This is a genomic window from Burkholderia pyrrocinia, from assembly GCF_018417535.1.
In the GTDB taxonomy this organism is placed as follows: Bacteria; Pseudomonadota; Gammaproteobacteria; order Burkholderiales; family Burkholderiaceae; genus Burkholderia; species Burkholderia pyrrocinia_E.
The window spans coordinates 2,157,066-2,177,351 of record NZ_CP070978.1 but is presented as its reverse complement, the minus strand read 5'-3'; the positions used below and the strand labels follow the sequence as shown (position 1 = coordinate 2,177,351).

16 protein-coding genes are annotated in these 20,286 nt (G+C 66.3%); 8 read left to right on the top strand and 8 right to left on the bottom strand.

Going from position 1 to position 20,286, the window contains the following annotated elements; all coding sequences use genetic code 11:
* Positions 1-21 precede the first annotated feature (21 nt).
* A complete protein-coding gene (locus JYG32_RS27925) occupies positions 22-762 on the bottom strand; it encodes an acetoacetate decarboxylase (RefSeq protein ID WP_071333518.1) in 741 nt (246 codons plus the stop codon).
* A gap of 439 nt (positions 763-1,201) precedes the next feature.
* Here JYG32_RS27925 and JYG32_RS27920 point away from each other — a divergent pair, with 439 nt between their 5' ends.
* Complete coding sequence (locus JYG32_RS27920; RefSeq protein WP_213265755.1) at positions 1,202-1,783, top strand: undecaprenyl-diphosphatase; 582 nt, start codon at positions 1,202-1,204, stop codon at positions 1,781-1,783.
* Positions 1,784-1,809: 26 nt separating this feature from the next.
* On the opposite strand, the gene JYG32_RS27915 is transcribed toward JYG32_RS27920, so the two are convergent.
* From JYG32_RS27915 to JYG32_RS27905, 3 genes are all read right to left on the bottom strand, one after another.
* Positions 1,810-2,046 (bottom strand): hypothetical protein, encoded by a 237-nt coding sequence (locus JYG32_RS27915; protein ID WP_174381339.1) that lies wholly within the window; start codon positions 2,044-2,046, stop codon positions 1,810-1,812.
* 197 nt (positions 2,047-2,243) lie between these two features.
* The gene (locus JYG32_RS27910) at positions 2,244-3,065 is read right to left on the bottom strand and encodes a siderophore-interacting protein (protein ID WP_213265754.1); all 822 of its coding nucleotides are present in this window, start codon (positions 3,063-3,065) and stop codon (positions 2,244-2,246) included.
* Positions 3,066-3,102: 37 nt separating this feature from the next.
* On the bottom strand, positions 3,103-3,813 hold the full coding sequence (locus JYG32_RS27905; protein WP_174381341.1) for a PadR family transcriptional regulator: 711 nt from the start codon (positions 3,811-3,813) through the stop codon (positions 3,103-3,105).
* An 820-nt stretch (positions 3,814-4,633) separates the two neighbouring features.
* Between JYG32_RS27905 and JYG32_RS27900 the strand changes: the two genes are divergently transcribed.
* From JYG32_RS27900 to JYG32_RS27880, 5 genes are all read left to right on the top strand, one after another.
* On the top strand, positions 4,634-5,635 hold the full coding sequence (locus tag JYG32_RS27900) for an FHA domain-containing protein (protein WP_213265753.1): 1,002 nt from the start codon (positions 4,634-4,636) through the stop codon (positions 5,633-5,635).
* Entirely contained in the window at positions 5,632-9,675 is a 4,044-nt protein-coding gene (locus JYG32_RS27895) for a TOMM system kinase/cyclase fusion protein (protein WP_213265752.1), read from the top strand. The genes JYG32_RS27900 and JYG32_RS27895 overlap by 4 nt, the downstream gene beginning before the upstream one ends.
* A gap of 33 nt (positions 9,676-9,708) precedes the next feature.
* Positions 9,709-10,053: a BMA_0021/BMA_0022 family TOMM bacteriocin gene (locus JYG32_RS27890; RefSeq protein ID WP_174381344.1), complete on the top strand. Its 345-nt coding sequence runs from the start codon at positions 9,709-9,711 to the stop codon at positions 10,051-10,053.
* Between the two features lie 16 nt (positions 10,054-10,069).
* Positions 10,070-10,432: a BMA_0021/BMA_0022 family TOMM bacteriocin gene (locus JYG32_RS27885; RefSeq protein ID WP_174381345.1), complete on the top strand. Its 363-nt coding sequence runs from the start codon at positions 10,070-10,072 to the stop codon at positions 10,430-10,432.
* A gap of 91 nt (positions 10,433-10,523) precedes the next feature.
* Positions 10,524-12,761: a TOMM precursor leader peptide-binding protein gene (locus tag JYG32_RS27880; RefSeq protein ID WP_213265751.1), complete on the top strand. Its 2,238-nt coding sequence runs from the start codon at positions 10,524-10,526 to the stop codon at positions 12,759-12,761.
* Positions 12,762-12,898: 137 nt separating this feature from the next.
* On the opposite strand, the gene JYG32_RS27875 is transcribed toward JYG32_RS27880, so the two are convergent.
* Positions 12,899-13,471, bottom strand: a complete 573-nt coding sequence (locus tag JYG32_RS27875) for an AidA/PixA family protein (protein WP_213265750.1) — start codon at positions 13,469-13,471, stop codon at positions 12,899-12,901.
* A 683-nt stretch (positions 13,472-14,154) separates the two neighbouring features.
* Between JYG32_RS27875 and ansP the strand changes: the two genes are divergently transcribed.
* Positions 14,155-15,645, top strand: coding sequence for an L-asparagine permease (gene ansP / locus JYG32_RS27870; RefSeq protein ID WP_213265749.1), 1,491 nt, complete (start codon positions 14,155-14,157; stop codon positions 15,643-15,645).
* Between the two features lie 54 nt (positions 15,646-15,699).
* Here the strand turns inward: ansP and JYG32_RS27865 are convergent, their stop codons facing one another.
* Positions 15,700-16,239, bottom strand: coding sequence for a cytochrome b (locus JYG32_RS27865; RefSeq protein WP_174379262.1), 540 nt, complete (start codon positions 16,237-16,239; stop codon positions 15,700-15,702).
* A 186-nt stretch (positions 16,240-16,425) separates the two neighbouring features.
* Complete coding sequence (locus JYG32_RS27860) at positions 16,426-17,376, bottom strand: helix-turn-helix domain-containing protein (protein WP_213265748.1); 951 nt, start codon at positions 17,374-17,376, stop codon at positions 16,426-16,428.
* A 195-nt stretch (positions 17,377-17,571) separates the two neighbouring features.
* Here JYG32_RS27860 and JYG32_RS27855 point away from each other — a divergent pair, with 195 nt between their 5' ends.
* Positions 17,572-19,062 (top strand): aldehyde dehydrogenase family protein, encoded by a 1,491-nt coding sequence (locus tag JYG32_RS27855; RefSeq protein WP_213265747.1) that lies wholly within the window; start codon positions 17,572-17,574, stop codon positions 19,060-19,062.
* A 75-nt stretch (positions 19,063-19,137) separates the two neighbouring features.
* On the opposite strand, the gene JYG32_RS27850 is transcribed toward JYG32_RS27855, so the two are convergent.
* Complete coding sequence (locus JYG32_RS27850; RefSeq protein ID WP_213265746.1) at positions 19,138-20,229, bottom strand: porin; 1,092 nt, start codon at positions 20,227-20,229, stop codon at positions 19,138-19,140.
* Between the last annotated feature and the right edge of the window lie 57 nt (positions 20,230-20,286).

The following is a 20,286-nucleotide window of genomic DNA, read 5'->3' as shown; positions in this document are numbered from 1 at the left end:
GGGAGAAGGACTGCGGACGTGTTACTGAGCCAGGTAATCGTAGACGACTTCGCCGAGACCCAGTGTCAAATCTGCGACGAGGTGCCGGGCTTCGACGATCTCGAGCACGGGCAGGTCGGCCACCGGTGCGAGCGCGTGCGGCGCCAGCTCGAGCGATGCGGGGCCCGTCCACGCGCCCTTCATCTTGATGTCCTGCATGTAGTAGCGCACCAGTTCGCACACGCGCGCGGTGCCGTCGACGTGCGGAATGATCTTCAGCAGGAAATTGGGGCCGGCGAGACGCCGGGTCTGCTCGTCGATGTCGAGTTCCTTGTGCTTGTAGCCCATCGTGCCGGTCGCGACGCGCACCTTGCCGTAGTCGAGCGTGCCGAGGAGGTGATCGGTGTTCACGTGCAGCGTGGGCGACGCGAGCTTCTTCGGGAAGCCCCACAGCTCGCGGCCGCCGGCGATCGGCGGGTGATCGTCGAGATACATCGCGAGCGTGTAGCCGCCCGGCTGGCCGTTGTATTCGACGGGGATCACCTGGCCGCTTTCGGTGTAGTCGCCGAAGCCGGTCGAATCGGCCATGCGGATGAATTCGTAATGCACGAGCGGCTCGGTAACCTGCAGCGGCTCGGGGACAATTTCACGGAGACGGTCCGGATCGGTGCGATACGTGATGATCAGAAACTCACGATCGACGAAACGGTACGGGCCCATCGGGAACGCAGGGCTGGTCAACGGCATCGCAAACGCTTTCGATCGGACATCGCTGGGTTTCATGCGGACTCCTTGTGGTTGATCGCTTCGTGGATGAGTGGTCGTAATCGTATGCCTGTGCGTTGCCGTTGTGCGATGCCGCAATTGGAATTAATTGTTGCCGATTTCGATGGAGTTACGGCGTAAATGTTGAGACGAACGACGCAAACGGCCTGGATGGCGCCCGGCGGCCCGATGTTCGCACGCGTCGATGACACCACGATGTGAAAAAGGTGAGTCTTTACGGGATGCCGGGTGAGCCTTTCCGGGAGACGGTCGCGCGGGAATATGACAATTGTGTGAACTTGTGCTGCAGTGCAGGCTCTAAGTGCGTTCGCCGCGGCGGTCGCGTCCTGTCCCGCAGGCCTGACGCATTAAGCATTGCTTAAGCGGGCGCGCCCTAACATCGTTCCTGTCCGACCGGGCAACCGGTCGAATCTTTACGCCCTACGCAACCGGATTCATGCAGAACCTCAATCTCGCCCTCTTTTCCGCCATCAACGCCGGGCATGCGCCGCAGCCGGGCGTGGCCCGCCTGGCCGTCTTCGCCGCCGACTGGCTCGTCTATGCGCTGCCCGCGATGCTGCTGCTGACCTGGATCTTCGGCGCGCGCCCGACGCGGCGCCAGGCGATCGAAGCCGGCGTCGGCGTATGCGTGGCGCTCGCGCTCGCGCAGGTGCTCGGACATTTCTGGTTCTCGCCGCGCCCGTTCATGGCCGGCGTCGGCACGCAGCTGATTCCGCATGCGCCGGACAGCTCGTTTCCGAGCGATCACATGACGTTCGCGTGGAGCATGGCGGCCGGCCTGATGCTCGGCGGCACGACCCGGCTCACCGGGTACGTGATGGCCGCGATGGCCGTGGCGATTGCATGGGGGCGCATCTATGCGGGCGTGCACTGGCCGTTCGACATGGCGGGCGGCGTGCTGGTCGGCACGGCCGGCGCGCTGGCCGCGCACCTGTACGGGCAACGCGTGACCGCGCTGCTCGAACGGTTCGGCGATTCGGTGCACGCAGTGGTGATGGGACGCCGGCACGCGCCGTAAGCGGAAGGAAATCGGACGGGGCGCCGTCAACCGGGCGAGCCGGGTGTGCGGGCCGATGATTCGGCCGACGCGGACGGGCCGCCGCCCGCATCGTGCAGTTCGGGCGTATCGGCCGGATGCTGCGCGGCGTCGCGATCAAGGGCGCTTTCCGTCAGGATCGCGCACATCGCGATGAACAGCGCGAGTACGACCGCGGCGAGGCCGCAATAGCCGGCGATCTTCAGGTTGCGAAGGAAAGGCGAAGCGTGGCTTTCTTTTGTCATGACCGGGCGCTCCTGGGCGGGCTGCGGCGGCTGTCGCCTGACAGCGGCGTCGCAGACATACATATATACCAGCCGCGATGCCGATGCCAAGCCCGCCGGTGCGCCGGCGCCACGGTCTCGCGTCAGCCGTCCGCCGGCCGGGTGCCCGTAAGCCGGATGCCCGTCGCCGGGAGCCCGTATGCCGGATGCCCGTCGCGTCAATCTTCCAGCGTTTCGTGTACGGCCGCCGCGCCGCGCTTCCAGTAGGCCGCCGCGCGGATGCGCGACTTGTCGACGCCGCGTTCGCCGGTCAGGTGCTGGCGTACCGCACGCATCGACAGCGCTTCGCCGGCCGCCCATACGTAGCCGTCGCCGGACGGCGGCAGCGGCAGGTCGCGAACCGCATCCAGCAGCACGTCGCCGTCCGCCGCGTCGGCTTCGGCGCGGAAGCGCCAGATTTCATGCACGTCGGCGCGCGTATCGAACGAAATCTGCGCGGTGCGATCCGCGACTTCCAGCACGACCGCCGCGCGCGCACCGGCCGGCAGTTCCTCGAGACGCCGTGCGACAGCCGGCAGCGCCGTATCGTCGCCGATCAGCAAATGCCAGTCGAAACCGGTCGGGACGACGAACGAACCGCGCGGGCCGCCGATGCCGAGCCATTGGCCGACACGCGCCTGCGAGGCCCATTGCGACGCGGGGCCCGGATGGTTCATCACGAATTCGAGATCCAGCTCGCATGCGGCGCGGTCGAAGCGGCGCGGCGTGAAGTCGCGCGCGACCGGCTTCGGTTCGCCTTCCGGAAACTCGGGGCCGTTCGCGCCGAGCGTCGGCATCGCGGGCCGTTCGGCGCCGGGCGGCGGGAAAAACACCTTTACGTGATCGTCGAACGACGCGGATTCGAAATCCGCGAGATCGGGGCCGCCGAGCGTGACGCGCAGCAGATGCGGCGTCACTGCGTGTACGCGCAGGACCTGCAGCAGGCGGAACTTGAGGGTATGGCGCACGCGGGTCACGGTGCGGTCGGATGTGTTCTGCATCAATCCGTTCTCCTGAGGTTTGACGGGGCGGCGCGGATTACGCGCCGGTGCCGCCTTCGATTTCAGCCGTCGCGCGGCGCATGATTGCCGCGATGCGGCGCTGTTCGTCGGGGCCGGCTGCGCTCTTGTGCAACAGCGCCCGCTTGAGCGCGACGCGCGCTTCGACGAACTCCGGCAGCCAGCCTGCCTGCACTTCGTCCTGGGCTTCGTTGCCCGCCGATTCCCCGGCGAACGCGCGGCGCATGAATTCCATCTTGCGCGCGAGGTGCGTGAGGCGCGCGAACAGCGTGTCGACGCGTTCGCGCTGCGCGTCGAGATGCGCGCGGCCGGCGTCGGTCAGCGCATAACGCTTGCGGTTGCCTTCCGCCTGCGACGCGACGAAGCCACCTTCCTCGAGATACGTGAGCGCCGGATACACCATGCCGGGGCTCGGGCTGTAGAAACCGTTCGAACGCGTGTCGAGCGCCTTGATCAGCTCGTAGCCGTGGCTCGGTTGCTCGGCGACCAGCGCGAGCAGCAGCAACTGGAGATCGTCGGAGCTGAACTGGCGGCCGCGCGGCATGCCGTCGTCGCCGAAATCGCCAAAGCCGCCGCGCCCGCCACGGCCGCCGAACGGGCCGCCACCGAACGGATCGTGGCCGCGACGGTGGCGGCCGATCGCGTACCAGAGACCGGCGAACCAGTCAGGGCGGGCATGCGCACCATGACCGTCGCATCGGGCATGGCCGCGGGAGGGGTTGTGTCGCATGATCGTGTCCTATATGTCGTAAAACATATCTAAAGATATATATCGAAAGATAGGTCGTCAAGGGGATTTATTTGGGGTTGGATGGAGGGGGGCGTCCGCGTCCGTCTGCTTGCGATGAGGATTCCCGTCGATGCGCTCTCTCAATCTCTTTGGCGAGTCGATCCTGACGATCGGACGGTCGGCGTCATGTCCGCTTTCGCAGTCGTTGACGCAATCGATCATGAGACACAGCCGTGCCGACCCTCATTCGCCTGCCGATGACACCGCAAGACATCCGCCGTAGTGCGGCGGCATGCCGTAATAAATAATGTAATGCCAATCGCCAAAATGCCGAGGGTCATTATTTAAATTACCGAAATGATTTAATTTATTTTCTGTTTATCAAACAAAATTTCCGCGGTGGCAAAGGTGTTTAAATCAGACCCGTCATTCAATGTGATTTCATCCAGTCAACGCACGCCACGTCGAGGTTTTCGCGCCGATGATGATTTTCGACCCTTTATTTGCAATCCGAAAATTCGTCGAGAATGTAAAGCATTGCAATATAAAATCCCGGGCCGGGTATTTCGGTTGCGATATGCGATTTTATTTGGCAGGATTTTCAATAAGTTGCTCGCCTTTTAAAACAACAAAACGGTCGATAATTCAATTGGCCGAAATAACACGTGCGAATGAGCAGCGATTCGAAGGGAAGCTGACGAGAAAACAGGTAACGAGGCGGCGAACAGTCGACATTGTTCGCGATCAGTGAATCAATTGCTTGCCCGGCAGCGCCGATGCGTCACTCGAGCGATCCGGGCGAATCCGACGCGGAGCGGCCATGGCGACACTCAAGAACGATTCATCCGGAGAAGCGTGCCTGCTCCGCGCGTATCACGTGTTCGGTCGCGATGCCGCGCGCTGCGACACGGTCATCCGGGATGCGTCGGTGTCCCGTGTCCATGCCCATATCCGCTGGATCGGCGGGCTGTGGGAACTCCACGATCACAGCAGCAACGGCACGTCGATATCGGGCGTGCCGCTGCGCGACGGCGAGCATGCGGTGCTGCAACAAGGCGACGTGATCCGGTTCGGCAGGGCGGGTATCGCGCCGTGGCGCGTCGATGCGCTCGACGATCCGGCCGATACGCTGTGGCCGATACGAGGCGCCGCGCATCCGATCGTGCTCGCGCCGCGCCAGATGCTGCCCGCACACGCCGCGCAGCCGGTCACGATCGTCCGGTCGCCGGCCGGCGAATGGCTGTGCGACGACACGTTGCCGCCGCGCGCGCTCCATGACGGCGATGAAGTATCGACCGGCGACGTCACGTGGCGCCTGGCGGTCGTGCGCAACGGCTCGACGATGATGCTTGCCGCGCCCGCCGATCCGGCCCCGCCGGCGCAACTGCTCGAATTCTTCGTCAGCCGGAACGAAGAGCACGTGCGCATGCTGCTGCACGTTCGCGGCGGCGTGGTCGACCTCGGCGAGCGAGCCCATCACTACAGCCTCGTTACGCTCGCCCGGGCGCGCTCGGCCGACATGCAGGCCGGCTATGACGCCGCCACGCAAGGCTGGATCGAACTCGACCGGCTGGCGCGCATGCTCGGCATCGATACGTCCCATGTCAACGTGCAGATTCACCGTGCCCGGAGCCAGTTCGCGGCCCAGCCGGGGCTGGACGCGAGCCAGCTCGTCGAGCGCCGGCGCGGCGGCGTCCGGTTCGGCGATTTTCCGTTCCGCGTCATGCGCGGCGAGCATCTCGAATGCCAGTCGGTGCCGGGCGTCCAGTTGCGTATCGGCGTGCATCGTCCGGCGCCGGACCCGGTCGTCCACTACTCGTGAACACGGGAGAACCGGCCGTGTTGCCGACCGCGTCCCGTGCGCCCGTCGTGCCGGAAGCACTTGAACCCCGGCAGCCCGCCGCGCCTTTCGCGGAGCTTGCCGGCAAGTGGCATTACCGGCTCGGCTCGCTGCTCGGCGAAGGCGGCAATGGCGTGGTGTTTCGCGCGACCTGCGGCGAGACGGGACAAGGCGTCGCGATCAAGCTGATGCGGGATGACGCCGCGCGGACCGCGACGGAGCGCGCGCGCCAGCGTGCGCGCTTCCAGCGCGAGACGAGCCTGTGCGAGGCGCTGCGGCACCCGAACATCGTGGCGTTGCTGGACAAGGGGGAAGCGCCCGACGGCCGGCTGTTCGCCGTATTCGAGCTGGTGCAGGGCTCGACCTTGCGCGACCGGCTCGCGGCGCAGGGGCCGCTGTCGGCCGTCGACACGGGCCGGCTGATGACGGAGGTGCTCGACGCGCTTGCGGCCGCGCATCGGCGGGGCATCGTGCATCGGGACCTGAAGCCGCAGAACATCGCGATCACGACGGCCGACGACGGGCCGCACGCGAAGCTCCTCGATTTCGGCATCGGCGCGTTGTTGCCCGGCACGGAAGACATCGCGCGCCAGACCTCGACGCTGGCGACCGAGGTGCTCGGCTCGCCGCCCTATTGCGCGCCCGAGCAATTGCGCAACGAGCCGCCGACGCCCAGGAGCGACCTGTATGCATGGGGCCTGATCGTGATCGAATGCCTGACGGGCAATGTCGTCATGCACGGTGCGAGCGTGGCCGACATTCTCTATCAGCAGCTCAGCCCGGTGGATGTCGCGCTTCCTCCGTCGATCGCGTCGCATCCGCTCGGCTCGGTATTGCGGCGCGCGCTGAACAAGAATCCGGAACAGCGCGCCGCGTCGGCCGACGAACTCGCGGAGCCGTTTCGCGCGCTCAACTTCGCCGCGCTCGTCGGACAGTTCGATGCCAGCCGCGCAAGCGGGCAGACGCGTCCGCCCCCGTTCGCGCCGGGCAGCGAGACGGTCGCAACGGTTGGCGAGTACCGGCAGATCACCACGTTGTGCTGTTGCGTGACGATCACCGGAGAGGGCCGGCGACGCCGCGCCGGAACCGAACACGGCGACTTGCTCGACGGCTACGAGGAGCAATGGCTGACGAAGTGCGTCGACATCGCCGTCGGTTATGGCGCGCAGGTCGACGGACGGCTCGGCGACACGCTGCTGTTCCATTTCGGCCTGCGAGGCGACATCGACCGGCCGGCGCGCCGGGCGGCGCGCGCGGCACTCGACATGGCGCGGGTGGCGGAGCGCGTACGGCTGCCGGTGCCGGCGGCGGCCGGCGGCCACGCCGGTGGCGAACGCTGGCGCGTCGAAGTGGCCGCCGCGATTCACGTCGGGCAAGTGCTCGCACATGCATCGCGCATGTCGGGCATATCGACGCCCGCCGCGGCGGCGCGGCTGCTGCGGCTTGCCGGGCCCGGGCAGATCCTGATCAGTGACGATGCGCGGCTCGCGCTCGAACGGCATGCCGACTATCGGCCGACCTCGTTGCGGCTGGCGCGGGCGGGCCTCGTGCCGCAGCCGGTTCATGAATTGCTCGGCGAGCGTCGTGCCGATACGCCGTTCGATTCGCTCGATGCCGGTATGCGGGCGCCGATGGTCGGCCGCGCGCGTGAGCTCGACGCGCTGTTGCGCGCGTGGCAGGAGACGCTCGCGCGACATGGTCGCGTGCTGCGCGGCGAGCCTGCGCCGCGCGGCGTGCCGCGGCTCGTCGTCGGCGACGCGGGAATCGGCAAGTCGCGCCTCGTGCACGAGCTGTGCGAGGCCGTCCGGATCCAGGGCCACGCCTTCGCGCATTGCGGGTGCCTGCCCGAGCGGGAGAATCATGCGCTGTTTCCGATCCTGCGATTTATCGGCGCGCATTGGCATATCGACGCCGACAGCCCGGCCGGTCCCGCGCTCGCGGCGATCGACACCATGATCGCGCCGCTCGAATGCGATCACGCGGCGGCCCGTGTCGCGCTCGCGACCTGGCTGGGCCTGCCCTGCGATGCGAAGGGGCTTCTGTGGTCGAGTGCGCGCGAACAGCACGCGCTGTTCGACGTCCTCGGGCAACTGATCGTGTCGCTCGGCAACGGCGCTCCGGTACTGCTCGTGGTCGAGGACGTCCAGTGGATCGATCGCTCGACCGAGGACTTTCTTGCGTACCTGCAGCGCTCGCCGCGCGCAGCGGCGCTCGGCATCGTGTTCACGTCGCGCCCCGACAAGCTCGGGCGCTGGCGCGGCGCGACCGAACGCCTGGTGCTGCGCCGCCTGCCGAGCGACGACGCGCAGCGCCTGATTTCTGCGTGTCTGGGCCAGGGCGTGCTCGATCCGGCCTGGCTCGACCAGCTTGCCCGTCGCACGGCGGGCATCCCGCTGTTCATCGAGGCCGTTGCGCGCGAGCTGATGATGAGCGGCGCGGACGGCTCGCTCGCCGGGCTGCGGGCAACGGACCCTTATCCGCTTCCGCTCAGCCTGGGCGGCATGCTCGGGCTCGCGTTCGACCGGATCGACGACGCGCGCGACACCGCGCAGCTCGCCGCGACCATCGGGCTCGAGGTGGATGCGCGACTGCTCGCCGATGCATCGCCGCATGATCGGGCCACGCTCGACGCGCATCTGCGGCTGCTGCTCGAAGAGCGGATCGTGTACGCGCAACATCGCCGCGATCGCGTGTTCTATTCGTTCCGCCACGCGTTGATTCGCGATGCGGCGTATGAATCGATGCCGCCCGCCGTGCGGCGCGGCAACCACGCACGCGTCGGCCGCGCGCTGGTCGCGCAAGCCGATCGCGGCGCCGGTGCGCATGCGTTCGGCGTCGCCGGGCACTTCGCGCGCGCGGGTGCCTTCGCCGACGCGATCGCCCACGGCATCGACGCGGCGCGCCGCGCACTCGAACGTTCCCGGTACGACGACGCAATCCGCTACGGGCAGTCCGTGTTCGACTGGCTCGGCAATGCCGACTACGCGCAACGCGAGCACGACAGCGCGCGCATCCGCGCCACGTTGACGCACGCGACGATGGCACGGTTCGGCTGGGCGGATCCGCAGGTGCGCGAGCATGCGGAGCAACTGTTGCGGCAGATGCAGACGCTCGACGACCCGGAGCTCGAGATCAGCGCGCTATGGACGCTGTCGACCTACTACCACGTCGCCGGCGATCGCTCCACCGTGCGCGGGATCGGCATGCGGCTCGACACGCTCGCGACCGAGCGCGGCGATGCCGGCGTTCAGGTCGCGGCGGACGCGATGCGCGGCATGAGCCTGTGGGTCGACGGCGACTATGCACGCGCCCGCGCCGCGTTCGACGCGGTGCTGGCCGGCTACGACGTGCGGCGCGACGTGGACCATCGGCGCCTCCTGGGGCTCGATACGCGTGCCTGGACGATGGCGTCGCTCGCGAGCGTGCGCTGGTGCATGGACGACGATCCGCAGGCCGCGCTCGCGATGGCGCGCGACGCGGTGTATTGCGCGACCTGCCTCGACCATTTGCCGACGCTCGGCGTCACGATGATGTACCTCGCACGCATGCACCAGCTGGCGGGCGATCGCGACGCGGCCCGCACGCTGTCGGAAGCGATTCTCCGTCTGTCGGAGGTGCATCGGCTGCGCGCGGTCGGGCACTACGCCGCGATCATTCATGCGTGGGCGCAAGGGGATCGCGCGGGCGTCGTCGCGCATCTCGATGCGCAGCGGCAGTCGGGCGGCCTGCTCGGGCTGAGCTACTACGCGTCGTTGCTTGCCGAGCTGGATGCCGGGCGCGGCGACTACCACGCCGCGCTCGCGCAGATCGAGCATTGCCTCGCATGGTGCGAGTCGACCGGAGAACGGTATTACGAAGCACAGCTGCTGCTGAAGAAGTGCGAGTACTTGCGTCAGGCCGATCCGCGATGCGGCGGCGTGGCCGCGCTGGCCGCGTGCCGGCGCGCATGCGAAGTTGCAACAACGGCGGGCATGGGCCGCATTGCCAGGTTCGCCGAAGCGATGTTGCAGTCGTTGCCGTAAGTGGTTCCATTCGTCAATCAGGAGAACATACCGATGAGCAAGGATCTTCGATTACCGACGTACGAACAGTTTCTCGAATATCGGGCAACCGTCATCCGGGCGATCGCCCTCGCGTGGCATTCCCCGGCGTTTGTCGACGAGCTCGAGGCCGATCCGGTCCTGGCGTTGCGCGAGCATTTCGACTATCACTTTCCGTTCAAGCTCGACCTGAAGGTGCAGACCAAGTCGTCTGCCTGGACGCCGAGCGTCAATGGCGACTGGACGGGCGGCCGGAAAAACAAGCTCACCCTGTTTCTGCCGCCCGCGCCGGCGGACGAGGCGCAATTCGCGCAGGCGCTGGCCGCGTACAACGCGAACCACATCACCATCATGGAATGACCTCGGGGAAACCGACATGGCAAAGGACAACGCTAATCCGACGCTCGAATCGATGCTGGAGTTTCAGAAGGTCTATCTGCGCGCGATCGCGCTTTCATGGCGGAACCCGGAGTTCAAGGGCGAGCTGCTGGAGAAACCGCTGGACACGCTCGCGAAATACTTCGGTTACCAGTGCCCGTGGATCATCGACGTCGAGGTCGTCGAAACGGGCGGCGATCATGGCTGGACGAGCGACGGAAACGGCAGCGGTAGCTGGAACCTGCCGCGCAACGTGATGACGGTCGGCATACCGGAGCAACCGACGAACCTGGACGAAGAGGCCGTCGCGCTCGCGGCCTACTGCGACGCCGGGCCGAGCTACCTGTTCACCTGCTGCTGACCTGGCGCGGCCGAGCCGCGCACCGTCGCGCGGCCCGGGTCGGCTGCCCGGGTCGCGCGATGTTTTTTTACCCGCCGCACGGAACCCGACGATGCTTGATGACTTTTCGCGCGTGTTGCGCTTCAAACCGCATTTGCTCGTGCTCGATGCGGGCCCCGAGACGCTGTTCGTCGTCGACGAATTCAAACGCGCGATGCTGTCCGGCGCGATCTTCGTGCAGATAGCCGCCTGCTTGCGGGCGCGGATGACGATCGCCGAGATCGTGACATCGCTTGCCGGCACGTTTGGTGAATGGGACGTACTCGCGCGGCTCGATCACCTGGTGCGTCGCGGGTACGTGCGCGGCGACTCGCCGCACGACGACGATGCGGCGCGCGGCTTCTTCGAGCGCGCCGGACTCGACGGCGACGCGGCTTGTGCGCGCGTCGTTCAACTGCGCGTCGCGGTCGAGGCATTCGGCGCCGACGATGCGGCGCTCAGGCGCGCGCTCGACACGGCCGGCATCGATGTCGTGCCGGACGCCGAATTGACCGTCGCGATCGCCGATACGCACGACCGCGACGATCTCGCCGCGTGCGCCGCCCGCGTGGCGGCGCGCGGCGGGGCGTTGCTCGTCGTGGCGGCCGGTGGCGTGCAGACGCTGATCGGGCCGTTGCTGGCCGGCCGCGGCGCGCTGGCCGACGCGCCGTGCATCGAATGCGTGCGCTACTGGATTCGCATCAACCGGCCTGTCGAGGCGCTGCTTGCGCGCCATCACGGCAGCGACGCGACGCGTCTGCCGCCGGCGGCCTCGCGCGCCGGGGCCGCAGCAGCGGCGGCGCTCGTGGCGGCGACGCTCGAGCAGATCGCGGTCAACCGCATGGCATCGGAACGGTCGCAAACGCATATCGTGGCGCAGCGCGTCGACACGTTGGCCGCCGAGCGGCACCGCGTGCTCAAGCGTCCGCAATGCCCGTGCTGCGGCAATCCCGCGTGGATGCGTGAACAGGCGGCGCGGGCGCCGCGGCTCGCCGATCATGCGCCGTTGGCGCGCGCCGACGGCGGCTACCGTACCGCCGACCCGCAACAGGTGTTCGAGCGTTATGCCCATCTGATCTCGCCGGTCAGTGGCGCGATCGCGTATCTGCACCCGATGCCGAAGCGACACGCGGGCCTGCGCAAGGTTTATGCGTCGGGTTTTCTCGTGTGCCCGGCCGCCGTACCGGCCAGCAACCGGTTCGACAGAATCTGCGCCGGCAAAGGCCGCACCGACGATCAAGCCCGCGTGAGCACGCTATGCGAGGCGCTTGAACGGTTCAGCAGCGTGTATCAAGGCGACGAGGCGACGTTGACCGGAAGCATGGAAAGCCTGCTCGCCGATCCGGCATGCGACGCCGTACCGATTCACGTGAACGACCTTCAGCAGTTCAGCGAACGGCAATTCGACGCGCGCGATGCGATCAACGCATTGACCCGCGATGTTCGGAAGCAGGTGCCGCCGCGTTTCACGGCGCGCGACGTCATGGACTGGACGCCGGCCTGGTCGCTCGTGACCGGCAGGCGCTACCTCGTACCGCTGAGCTACTGCTATGCGGAAACGCCCGACAGTGCGCAGGCGCACGCCGCATGCGTTCACAATCCCAACGGCTGCGCGGCGGGATCGAGCGTCGACGAGGCGATTTTGCAGGGCATGCTCGAATTGATCGAGCGCGATGCGGTCGCGATCTGGTGGTACAACCGGATTCCGCGCCCCGACATCGATCTCGCGAGTTTCGACGATCCGTATTTCGATGCGCTCGTGCGTGAATATGCGACGTTCGGGTGGCGTTTGTGGGCGCTCGACATCACCACCGATCTCGGGGTGCCGACTGTCGCCGCGCTGGCGGAAAATCCGCAAGACGGGCGTTTCTCGATCGGCTTCGGCTGCCATCCGGACGGCCGAATCGCAGTGCAGCGGGCGCTGACCGAAGTCAACCAGTTGCTCGATGTCGCAGCGGAGGCGCCGCACCCGTGGGATCGCGACAAACTTTCGGCAACCGGATTTCTGTATCCGGCGAACGGCGTGCGCGGCACGACGCGCTCGACGTGGCAGCCGATCGACGCACCGTCGTTGCCGGCGGCGCTCGCGCATTGCGTCGGGCGCATCGCGGCGGCCGGCATGGACGTGCTCGTCGTCGACAAGACGCGGCCCGACATCGGCTTGTCCGTGGTGCAAGTCATCGCGCCGGGGCTGTGCCATTTCTGGCCGCGTTTTGGCGCGCGACGGCTTTACTCGGTTCCGGTGGAACTGGGATGGCGCGCGCAGCCGTGCGGCGAACAGGAACTGAATCCGGCGCTGCTGTTTCTGTGACTTGACCGATTGTCCTTTCATGGCGGCGGGATGGATTCGCCAGCGGAAAGCACCGGGCGGGCCGAATCCGCCCGCCCGGTGCTGCCGGGCGCCTCGCGCCGATCACGCCGCGGCCTTGTCGAGGCGCCGGTTCGAGATCACCCGTGGCTGATGGTGAGGTAAGCATCCCAGGTGACGTAGCCCTTCAGTTGCGCGTGCCGGTCGTAAACGGCGACGACGAACGCATAGGTCTCTTGGCCGGTACTGAGCACGGTGGCTTGCGCCCAGTAGTCCGCGCGCTGCTCTGTTTTCACACCGTTGTTGTCGGGCCAGCCCGGTACCGGGTAAGGCTCGGTGACGTTCTCGGTGTGGTACGAAACTTCGCCCAGAAGGTCGCGGGTGATCACTTTGAAGCGATGCAGGAAGCACTTGTAGTTTTCCGTGCCCGTCAGAGACACGGTGCGCCAGTAAATCACGTCGTTGACATTGGCCTTGAGCAGCAAGTTGCTGCCGGCCTCGCCCTGGTACACACCTTGCACCGAGCCTTGGCCATAGCCATACGCCGCATCCGCCAGCGGGGTGATCATGTAGACGGAATCGGGGTCGTTCCCGAGCGAGGTCGCCTGATCCGGCTCCATGCCGAGCGCGTTGTTGTTCTTTTTCAGGATCTCCTCGACATCGAACGCAATCAGGACATCGATGAATTTGAAGCTATCCAAGCTATGAGACATGGCAGTTCCTTTCACGTTTTATCGTTGAAGAACACGCTGCTGAGTGACGACGCCCGTGGCGCCGGTATCTCTCCCATCCTGCGAAGCAGCGCCAGCGGAGAAAGCGGGCGGGCGGAAGAGTATCGATAGCGTACGAGGGATTGATCCGCGAGTCGATTACACGTGGTAACAGTGTGCGCGTGTACCCGATTACAAGATTGCACCGGGCGTGCCGCTCGCGCAGTACTGGAGCCTGTCGGTCGACGAGCAGTTCTATCTCGTGCTCCCGCTGTTTTTGATGCCGACGCGCTCCACGCGGCAGCGGGCGAGACACGCGCCCGAGGTGTCGTGGCCGTATCGGCCGTCATGACTTCCACGGGGGCTCGAGCGTTGAGTCCACGTGCGGGACGAGTCCTGCCGAGCCCGACGGATCGCGCCGAATCTTTCGAAATCCTGACGTATTTAGAAATGCTTTCCGTTCGTGTCGCATGCGCGATTCGGGGCCATGCAAGTCGAAATTTGCATAGCGTTTGTGAGCGGAATTACGGCTGCATACGTTTGCGGTTGACGGTGCCGCGCGCCATGTCCAGCGTGCAGCGGCCTCGATGCGCGGCGTGATGGGGCGTCGTGCGGCCGCGGGCACCGACGGGCCCGGATCGCGGTACGGTCCGAACGCAATCACGCAAGCACATGAGGATGCGATCATGGCATCGATTCCCGAACCCGCGCCGACCGGCGACACCAGCAAACGGAACTGGCTCGAATCCCACGAGGCCGGCTATCACAAGACCCTCGGCAATCGGCAGGTGCAGATGATCGCGATCGGCGGCGCGATCGGCACCGGCCTGTTCCTCGGCGCGGGCGCGCGCCTGCAGGCCGCCGGGCCGTCGCTCGCGATCGTCTATCTGGTGTGCGGCGCGTTTTCCTTCCTGATCCTGCGCGCGCTCGGCGAACTCGTGATGCATCGCCCGAGCAGCGGCAGCTTCGTGTCGTACGCGCGCGAATTCCTGGGCGAGAAAGCGTCGTTCGTCGCCGGGTGGATGTATTTCCTGAACTGGGCGATGACCGGCATCGTCGACATCACCGCGGTCGCGCTCTACATGCATTACTGGGCGCCGTTTTCGGGTGTGCCGCAGTGGATCTTCGCGCTCGTCGCGCTCTGCATCGTCGCGACGATGAACCTGATCGGCGTGAAGTGGTTCGCCGAGATGGAATTCTGGTTCGCGTTGGTCAAGGTCGCCGCGATCGTGCTGTTCCTCGTGATCGGCAGCGTGATCCTCGGCAGCGGCGGGCACGTCGCGGGCCATGATACGGGCATGCACCTGATCACCGACAACGGCGGGTTCTTCCCTCACGGGCTGATGCCGGCGCTGGTCCTGGTGCAGGGCGTGGTATTCGCGTTCGCGGGCGTCGAACTGGTCGGCACCGCCGCCGGCGAATGCAGGGACGCGCGCAAGGTGCTGCCGCGCGCGATCAACAACGTGATCTGGCGCATCGCGATCTTCTACGTCGCGTCGGTCGTCCTGCTGGTCTGCCTGCTGCCGTGGAGCGCGTACAAGGCGGGCCAGAGCCCGTTCGTCACGTTCTTTGGCGCGCTCGGCGTGCCCGGCATCGGCTCGGTGATGAACCTGGTGGTGTTGACTGCCGCGCTGTCGAGTCTCAACTCGGGACTGTATTCGACCGGACGCGTGCTGCGTTCGCTGTCGATGGGAGGCTCGGCCCCTGCGTTCCTCGGGCGGATGAGCGGGCAATCCGTGCCGTACGCGGGCATCCTCGTGACGGTCGCGATCTACGTCGTCGGCGTGCTGCTCAACTATCTGGTGCCGTCGAGCGTGTTCGAGATCGTGCTGAACATCGCGTCGCTCGGCATCATCAGCACGTGGGCATTCATCGTCGTCTGCCAGATGAAGTTCCGCGCAGCGGTCGCGCGCGGCGAGGTGGATGACGTGTCGTTCACGATGCCCGGCGCGCCGGTGACGTCATGGCTGACGCTGCTGTTCCTGCTCGGCGTGCTGGTCCTGATGGCACTCGACTATCCGAACGGCACGTGGACGATCGCGTCGATCCCGCTGGTGGCGCTGCTGCTCGTGATCGGCTGGAAGTGGCTGAGCGGTCGCGCGCACCGCGCGTCGCTCAAGCCGACGATTCCGTCGGTCGCGCTCACGCAGAACGTGCTCGAGAAGGGCGAAGACTGACGTAACGCGATGCGCGACGAGGGGTGGGCGCCGGCCCGATTCCGCCGCGCCCGCTCAAATACCCATCCGCCCGGCAACGCCGTCGCGATCGACGAACTTGTGCTTCAGCGCGGCCGCGACGTGCATGGCCAGCAGCAAGCCGAGCGTCAGCACGAGTGCACGATGCAGCGCATCGGTCAGGAGTCTCAACGGTTCGTCGCGGCCGACGAGCACCGGCAATTCGGCGATGCCGAAGAAGCTGACCGGATGCGCACCGGCGAGGCGGTGCACGTAGCCGGTCAGCGGCACGAGAAACAGCAGCAGGTACAGCACGCCGTGCAGCGCGCCGGCGATCCGCGCCTGCCATGCCGGAACGCTGTCCGGCAGCGGCGGCGGCGTATGCGTCGCGCGCCACACGAGGCGCGGCACGGTCAGCATGAAAATCAGGCTGCCGATCGACGCGTGATAGAACAGGATGCCGTTGAACTGCGACGAGTTGTGCGGGAACGTATCCATGTAGAGCCCGATCGACAGGTTCGACAGGATCAGGATCGCGATCGACCAGTGCATGGCGATCGCGAAGCGTGCGTAGGCGGCGTGGTTGGGCTGTGACATGAGCGGTCTCGCGGTTTCGGGTGGGGCGTCGCCCGCCCGTCCGGCGTGGCGAACGGCGTGGCGACCGACGATATACCGGAGCCGGGCCGGATTTATTCCCGTTGCATGCTTTGATCGCCGCTGTCTTGTGGTTGCTCCGCATTTATTATGCATACGGAACGTTGAGCGGCCGCTGGAAACAGCGTTTCAAGCCCCCGGAATAATTCGATGCGCGAGCCGGTAAGCCCCGGGGCTGCATCCGAACCGCGCCTTGAACGCCCGCCCGAAATGCGTGATGTCCGAGAAACCGCACGCGATCGCCAGCTCCAGCAGGTTCCGGTTGGTATCCGCCGGATCCTCCAGTGCACGCCGGCTCGCCTGCAGCCGGTATTCCTGGATCAGGCTCTGCGGCGTCTGGTCGGTTGCGGCGAGTGCACTGTAAAGCGTGCGCCGCGATACGTTCAATGCGCTTGCCAGCCGGTCCGGCGACAGGTCGGGATCGCGGTAGTGATGCGCGAGATGGATTTCGGCATTCATGCGCAAGGTCGCGCTGCGCGCGTCGGCGCCGGTGAGCGAATCGCCGGCTTCGCGGCGGATCACCGAATCGAGCAGCATCAGCGTCGACTGCTCGAAGCCGAACAGGCTTTCCGGATCGTTCGGCACCTGCCCGTCCATCAGAAAGCGGATGGACTGCAGCGCCAGCCGCGCATTGCCGACGGTCTGGCGAACCTGGACACCCGCACGCTCCACGAACCACCGCCACATCGTGCTGCTTCTCGGCGGCGTCAGCGCGGCGACGAAGCGCGATGCGTTCGCGGATTCGATCCGGTACGGCTGGGTCGCGTCGTAGATCACCCATTCCCCCGGATTGACGGTCGACGTCGTGTTGCGTTGCGTGATGCGGCTTTGCCCGGCGATCTGGAACAGGATCTTGTAGCAGTCGCTTTCCGTGCGCGCGGCCAGCGCACGATCGCGGTCCACCCGGACGGCCGTGGTGTCCACCTCCGCCATGCGCAGCCCGCCCACCGACGCAACGCGCACCGACATCCGGAACAGAGGGCCGGTGTCGTGAAAAACCAGCGGCAGGAAACTGTCTGCGACGAGTTCTCGCAGGTTTGCGCTGCCGTTGGTGGCGCTGACGACGAGTTCATGTGCCATGGCCGGGTGAGGGAAGGTTCCGGGAACGCACCAAGGTTAATGCAAATGAAAAAAGCCGGTACATTCGCCGCGCCGTTCTGCACGCTGAAGCCAAAAGTGTGCACGGAGCGCCGATGTGCGCCGGTGACGCGCTTCTAGAATCGGAACGCGGCCTGACCGATTTTTCATCCCAATCGATTTCCGGAGGTAAAGCAAATGGCGCTGGTGCAGATGCTGGACGAAGTCAAAGCGTTTCTCGCGCGCGAACATGGCCAGTACATCGACGGCCGGGCGGTGGCCGGCCGCAACGGCGAACGGATCGAGGTCGTGAACCCGGCGACGCGCGCGGTGATCGGTTCCGTCGCGCAGGCGACCGACGACGAGATCGAGGCCGCGATCTCGTCGTCCGATCGCGCGTTCCGCGGCGAGTGGGCGCGCGTGACGCCGGCCGATCGCGAGCGCATCCTGTTGCGTTTCGCGGATCTCGTCGACGCGCACGGCGAGGAGATCGCGCAGATCGAAACCGCGCAGTCGGGCAAGCTGATCGGCGTGTCGCGCATGATCGAGGTGGCGTGGTCGGCGCGCTGGCTGCGCTACTACGCGGGCTGGGCCACCAAGATCGCGGGCGAAACGCTGGCGCCGTCGTTTCCGAGCATGGGCGGCGAGCGTTACACGTCGTTTACGCTGCGGGAGCCGCTGGGCGTTGTCTTCGGCATCATCCCGTGGAATTTCCCGGTGATGATTCCCGTGTGGAAATTCGGTGCGGCGCTCGCGACCGGCAATACGGTGCTGATCAAGTCGTCGGAATTCACGCCGCTGACGATGCTGCGCATCGCCGAGCTCGGCACCGAAGCCGGGTTGCCGCCCGGGACGCTGAACGTCATCAACGGCGCGGGCAAGGTCGGCGGAAAGGTCATCCGGGATCCGCGCGTGGCGAAGGTGTCGTTCACGGGGTCGGTGCCGACCGGCCGCATCATCGGCGAGGAAGCCGTCAACGCGAACTTCACGCGCTTCACGCTCGAACTGGGCGGCAAGAACGCGGCGGCGTTCCTGCCGGATACGCCGGTCGAGAAGATTCTCGACGGCGTGATCGAGGCCGGGTTCCTGCACAGCGGGCAGATCTGCGCGTCGGCGGAGCGCTTTTTCGTGCATCGATCGCAGTTCGATGAAGTCGTCGGAAAACTGAAGGCGCGCCTCGACAGCTTCGAGCCGTCCGATCCGATGGACGACGCGGGCATGATCGGTCCGGTCTGCAACGAACCGCAGTTTCGCAAATGCCTCGATGCGTTCACGCTGGCGAAGGCCGAGGGCGACGACATCGTCGCGGGCGGCGGCGCGTATGCGCGCGACGGTTTCTACGTGAAGCCGACCCTCGTCGTGCCGAAGTCGCTGCAGTCGAGCGTGTACCGCAAGGAAATCTTCGGGCCGGTCGGCGCATTCGTGCCGTTCGACGAGGAGGAGGAGCTGATCGCGATGATGAACGACACGCCGTTCGGGCTGACGGCAAGCCTCTGGACGAACGACTTGTCGAAGGCGCTGCGCTACGTACCGCGCATCCAGGCGGGCACCGTGTGGGTGAACATGCATACGCTGGTCGATCCGGCCGTGCCGTTCGGCGGCGCGAAAGGGTCAGGCATCGGCCGCGAATACGGGTCGGCGTTCATCGATGCGTATACCGAGCCGAAATCCGTGACGATCCGCTTCTGACGACGTAAAGGGCATGGCCGGACGGGATGAGGCGGGGCCGGCCACGCAGGTTCGCGCGGCCGGCCGCCGCGCGTGTCAGAACCGCGTGCTGAAGCCGATCCGCGCGATCGACTGCAGCGCGCCGCTCGACGCGCCGTTCGCATCCATCACGCCGTTGATCTGCGCGTTGCTGCCGTGGCTCGCGCGCTGGTGAACGCCGGCGACGTACACCATCGTGCGCTTCGACAGCCAGTACTGGACGGCGGCGAGGAACTGGTGCGCATGCGCGTTGTCGAGCGTGTCGTTGCCCTTCATGTACGTGTAGCTCGCGCCGACCACCCACGCAGGCGACGGATGCCACGCCGCGCCGGCTTCCGCCGACCACACGCCCGCGCCGTTCTGCGCGTTGCGCACGGTCGTGAAGAGTGCCTTCCCCGTGACCGTGCCGAGCGTGTAGTGCACGCCCGCCCCCCAGTTGCGCACGCTGGTCGGCGGCAGCCCGGCCGCCGCGCCGTATTTCTGGTTCGTATAGGCCGCGCCCGCGCCGAACGGGCCGTTGTCATAGCTCGCGCCGACGCTGGCCGTGTTGTTCGCGCCGACCGACCCCGCGACGTTGCCGAAGCCGTACAGCGCGCCGAAGATCAGGCCCGACAGCGACGGGCTCGTGTACTTGACGGAGTTCGCGACGCGATTGCTGCCCGCGACACGATCCCAGTCGAACGCGCCGGTCGGGTTGTTGGGCAGCGCGAGCTTGTCGAACGGCCCGTTGCGAAAGCCGTACAGGCCGACGAGATCCTGCGCGATCTCGTTGCCGCTGGCGGCCAGCGAGTCGACCATGAACTCGTACTGGTTGCCGAGCGTGAGCTTGCCGTAGCGATCGTTTTCCAGCCCGACGTAGGCCTGCCGCGCGAACAACCCGCCGCCGATGATCGAACCGTTGCCGAGCGAATACTGATTCACGAGCCGGAAGATCGCGCGCGTGCCCGCGCCGAGATCCTCCTTGCCTTCGAAGCCGAGCAGGTTCGGAAAAAAGATGTTGTCGTCGAATTTCGCGTTTCCGTGGCCGCCTTCGTTGCTGACGTAACTGAGGCCGGCGTCCATCAGCCCGAACATCGTCACGCTGCTCTGCGCGAGCGCCGCGGCCGGGATCGCGCAGGCCGCGAGGGCCAGAAGGGTCTTTTTCGTCATCTCCAAGGTGCTCCTCACATGTTTCCGATCGGATCGGATATTTTTGATGGGACTACT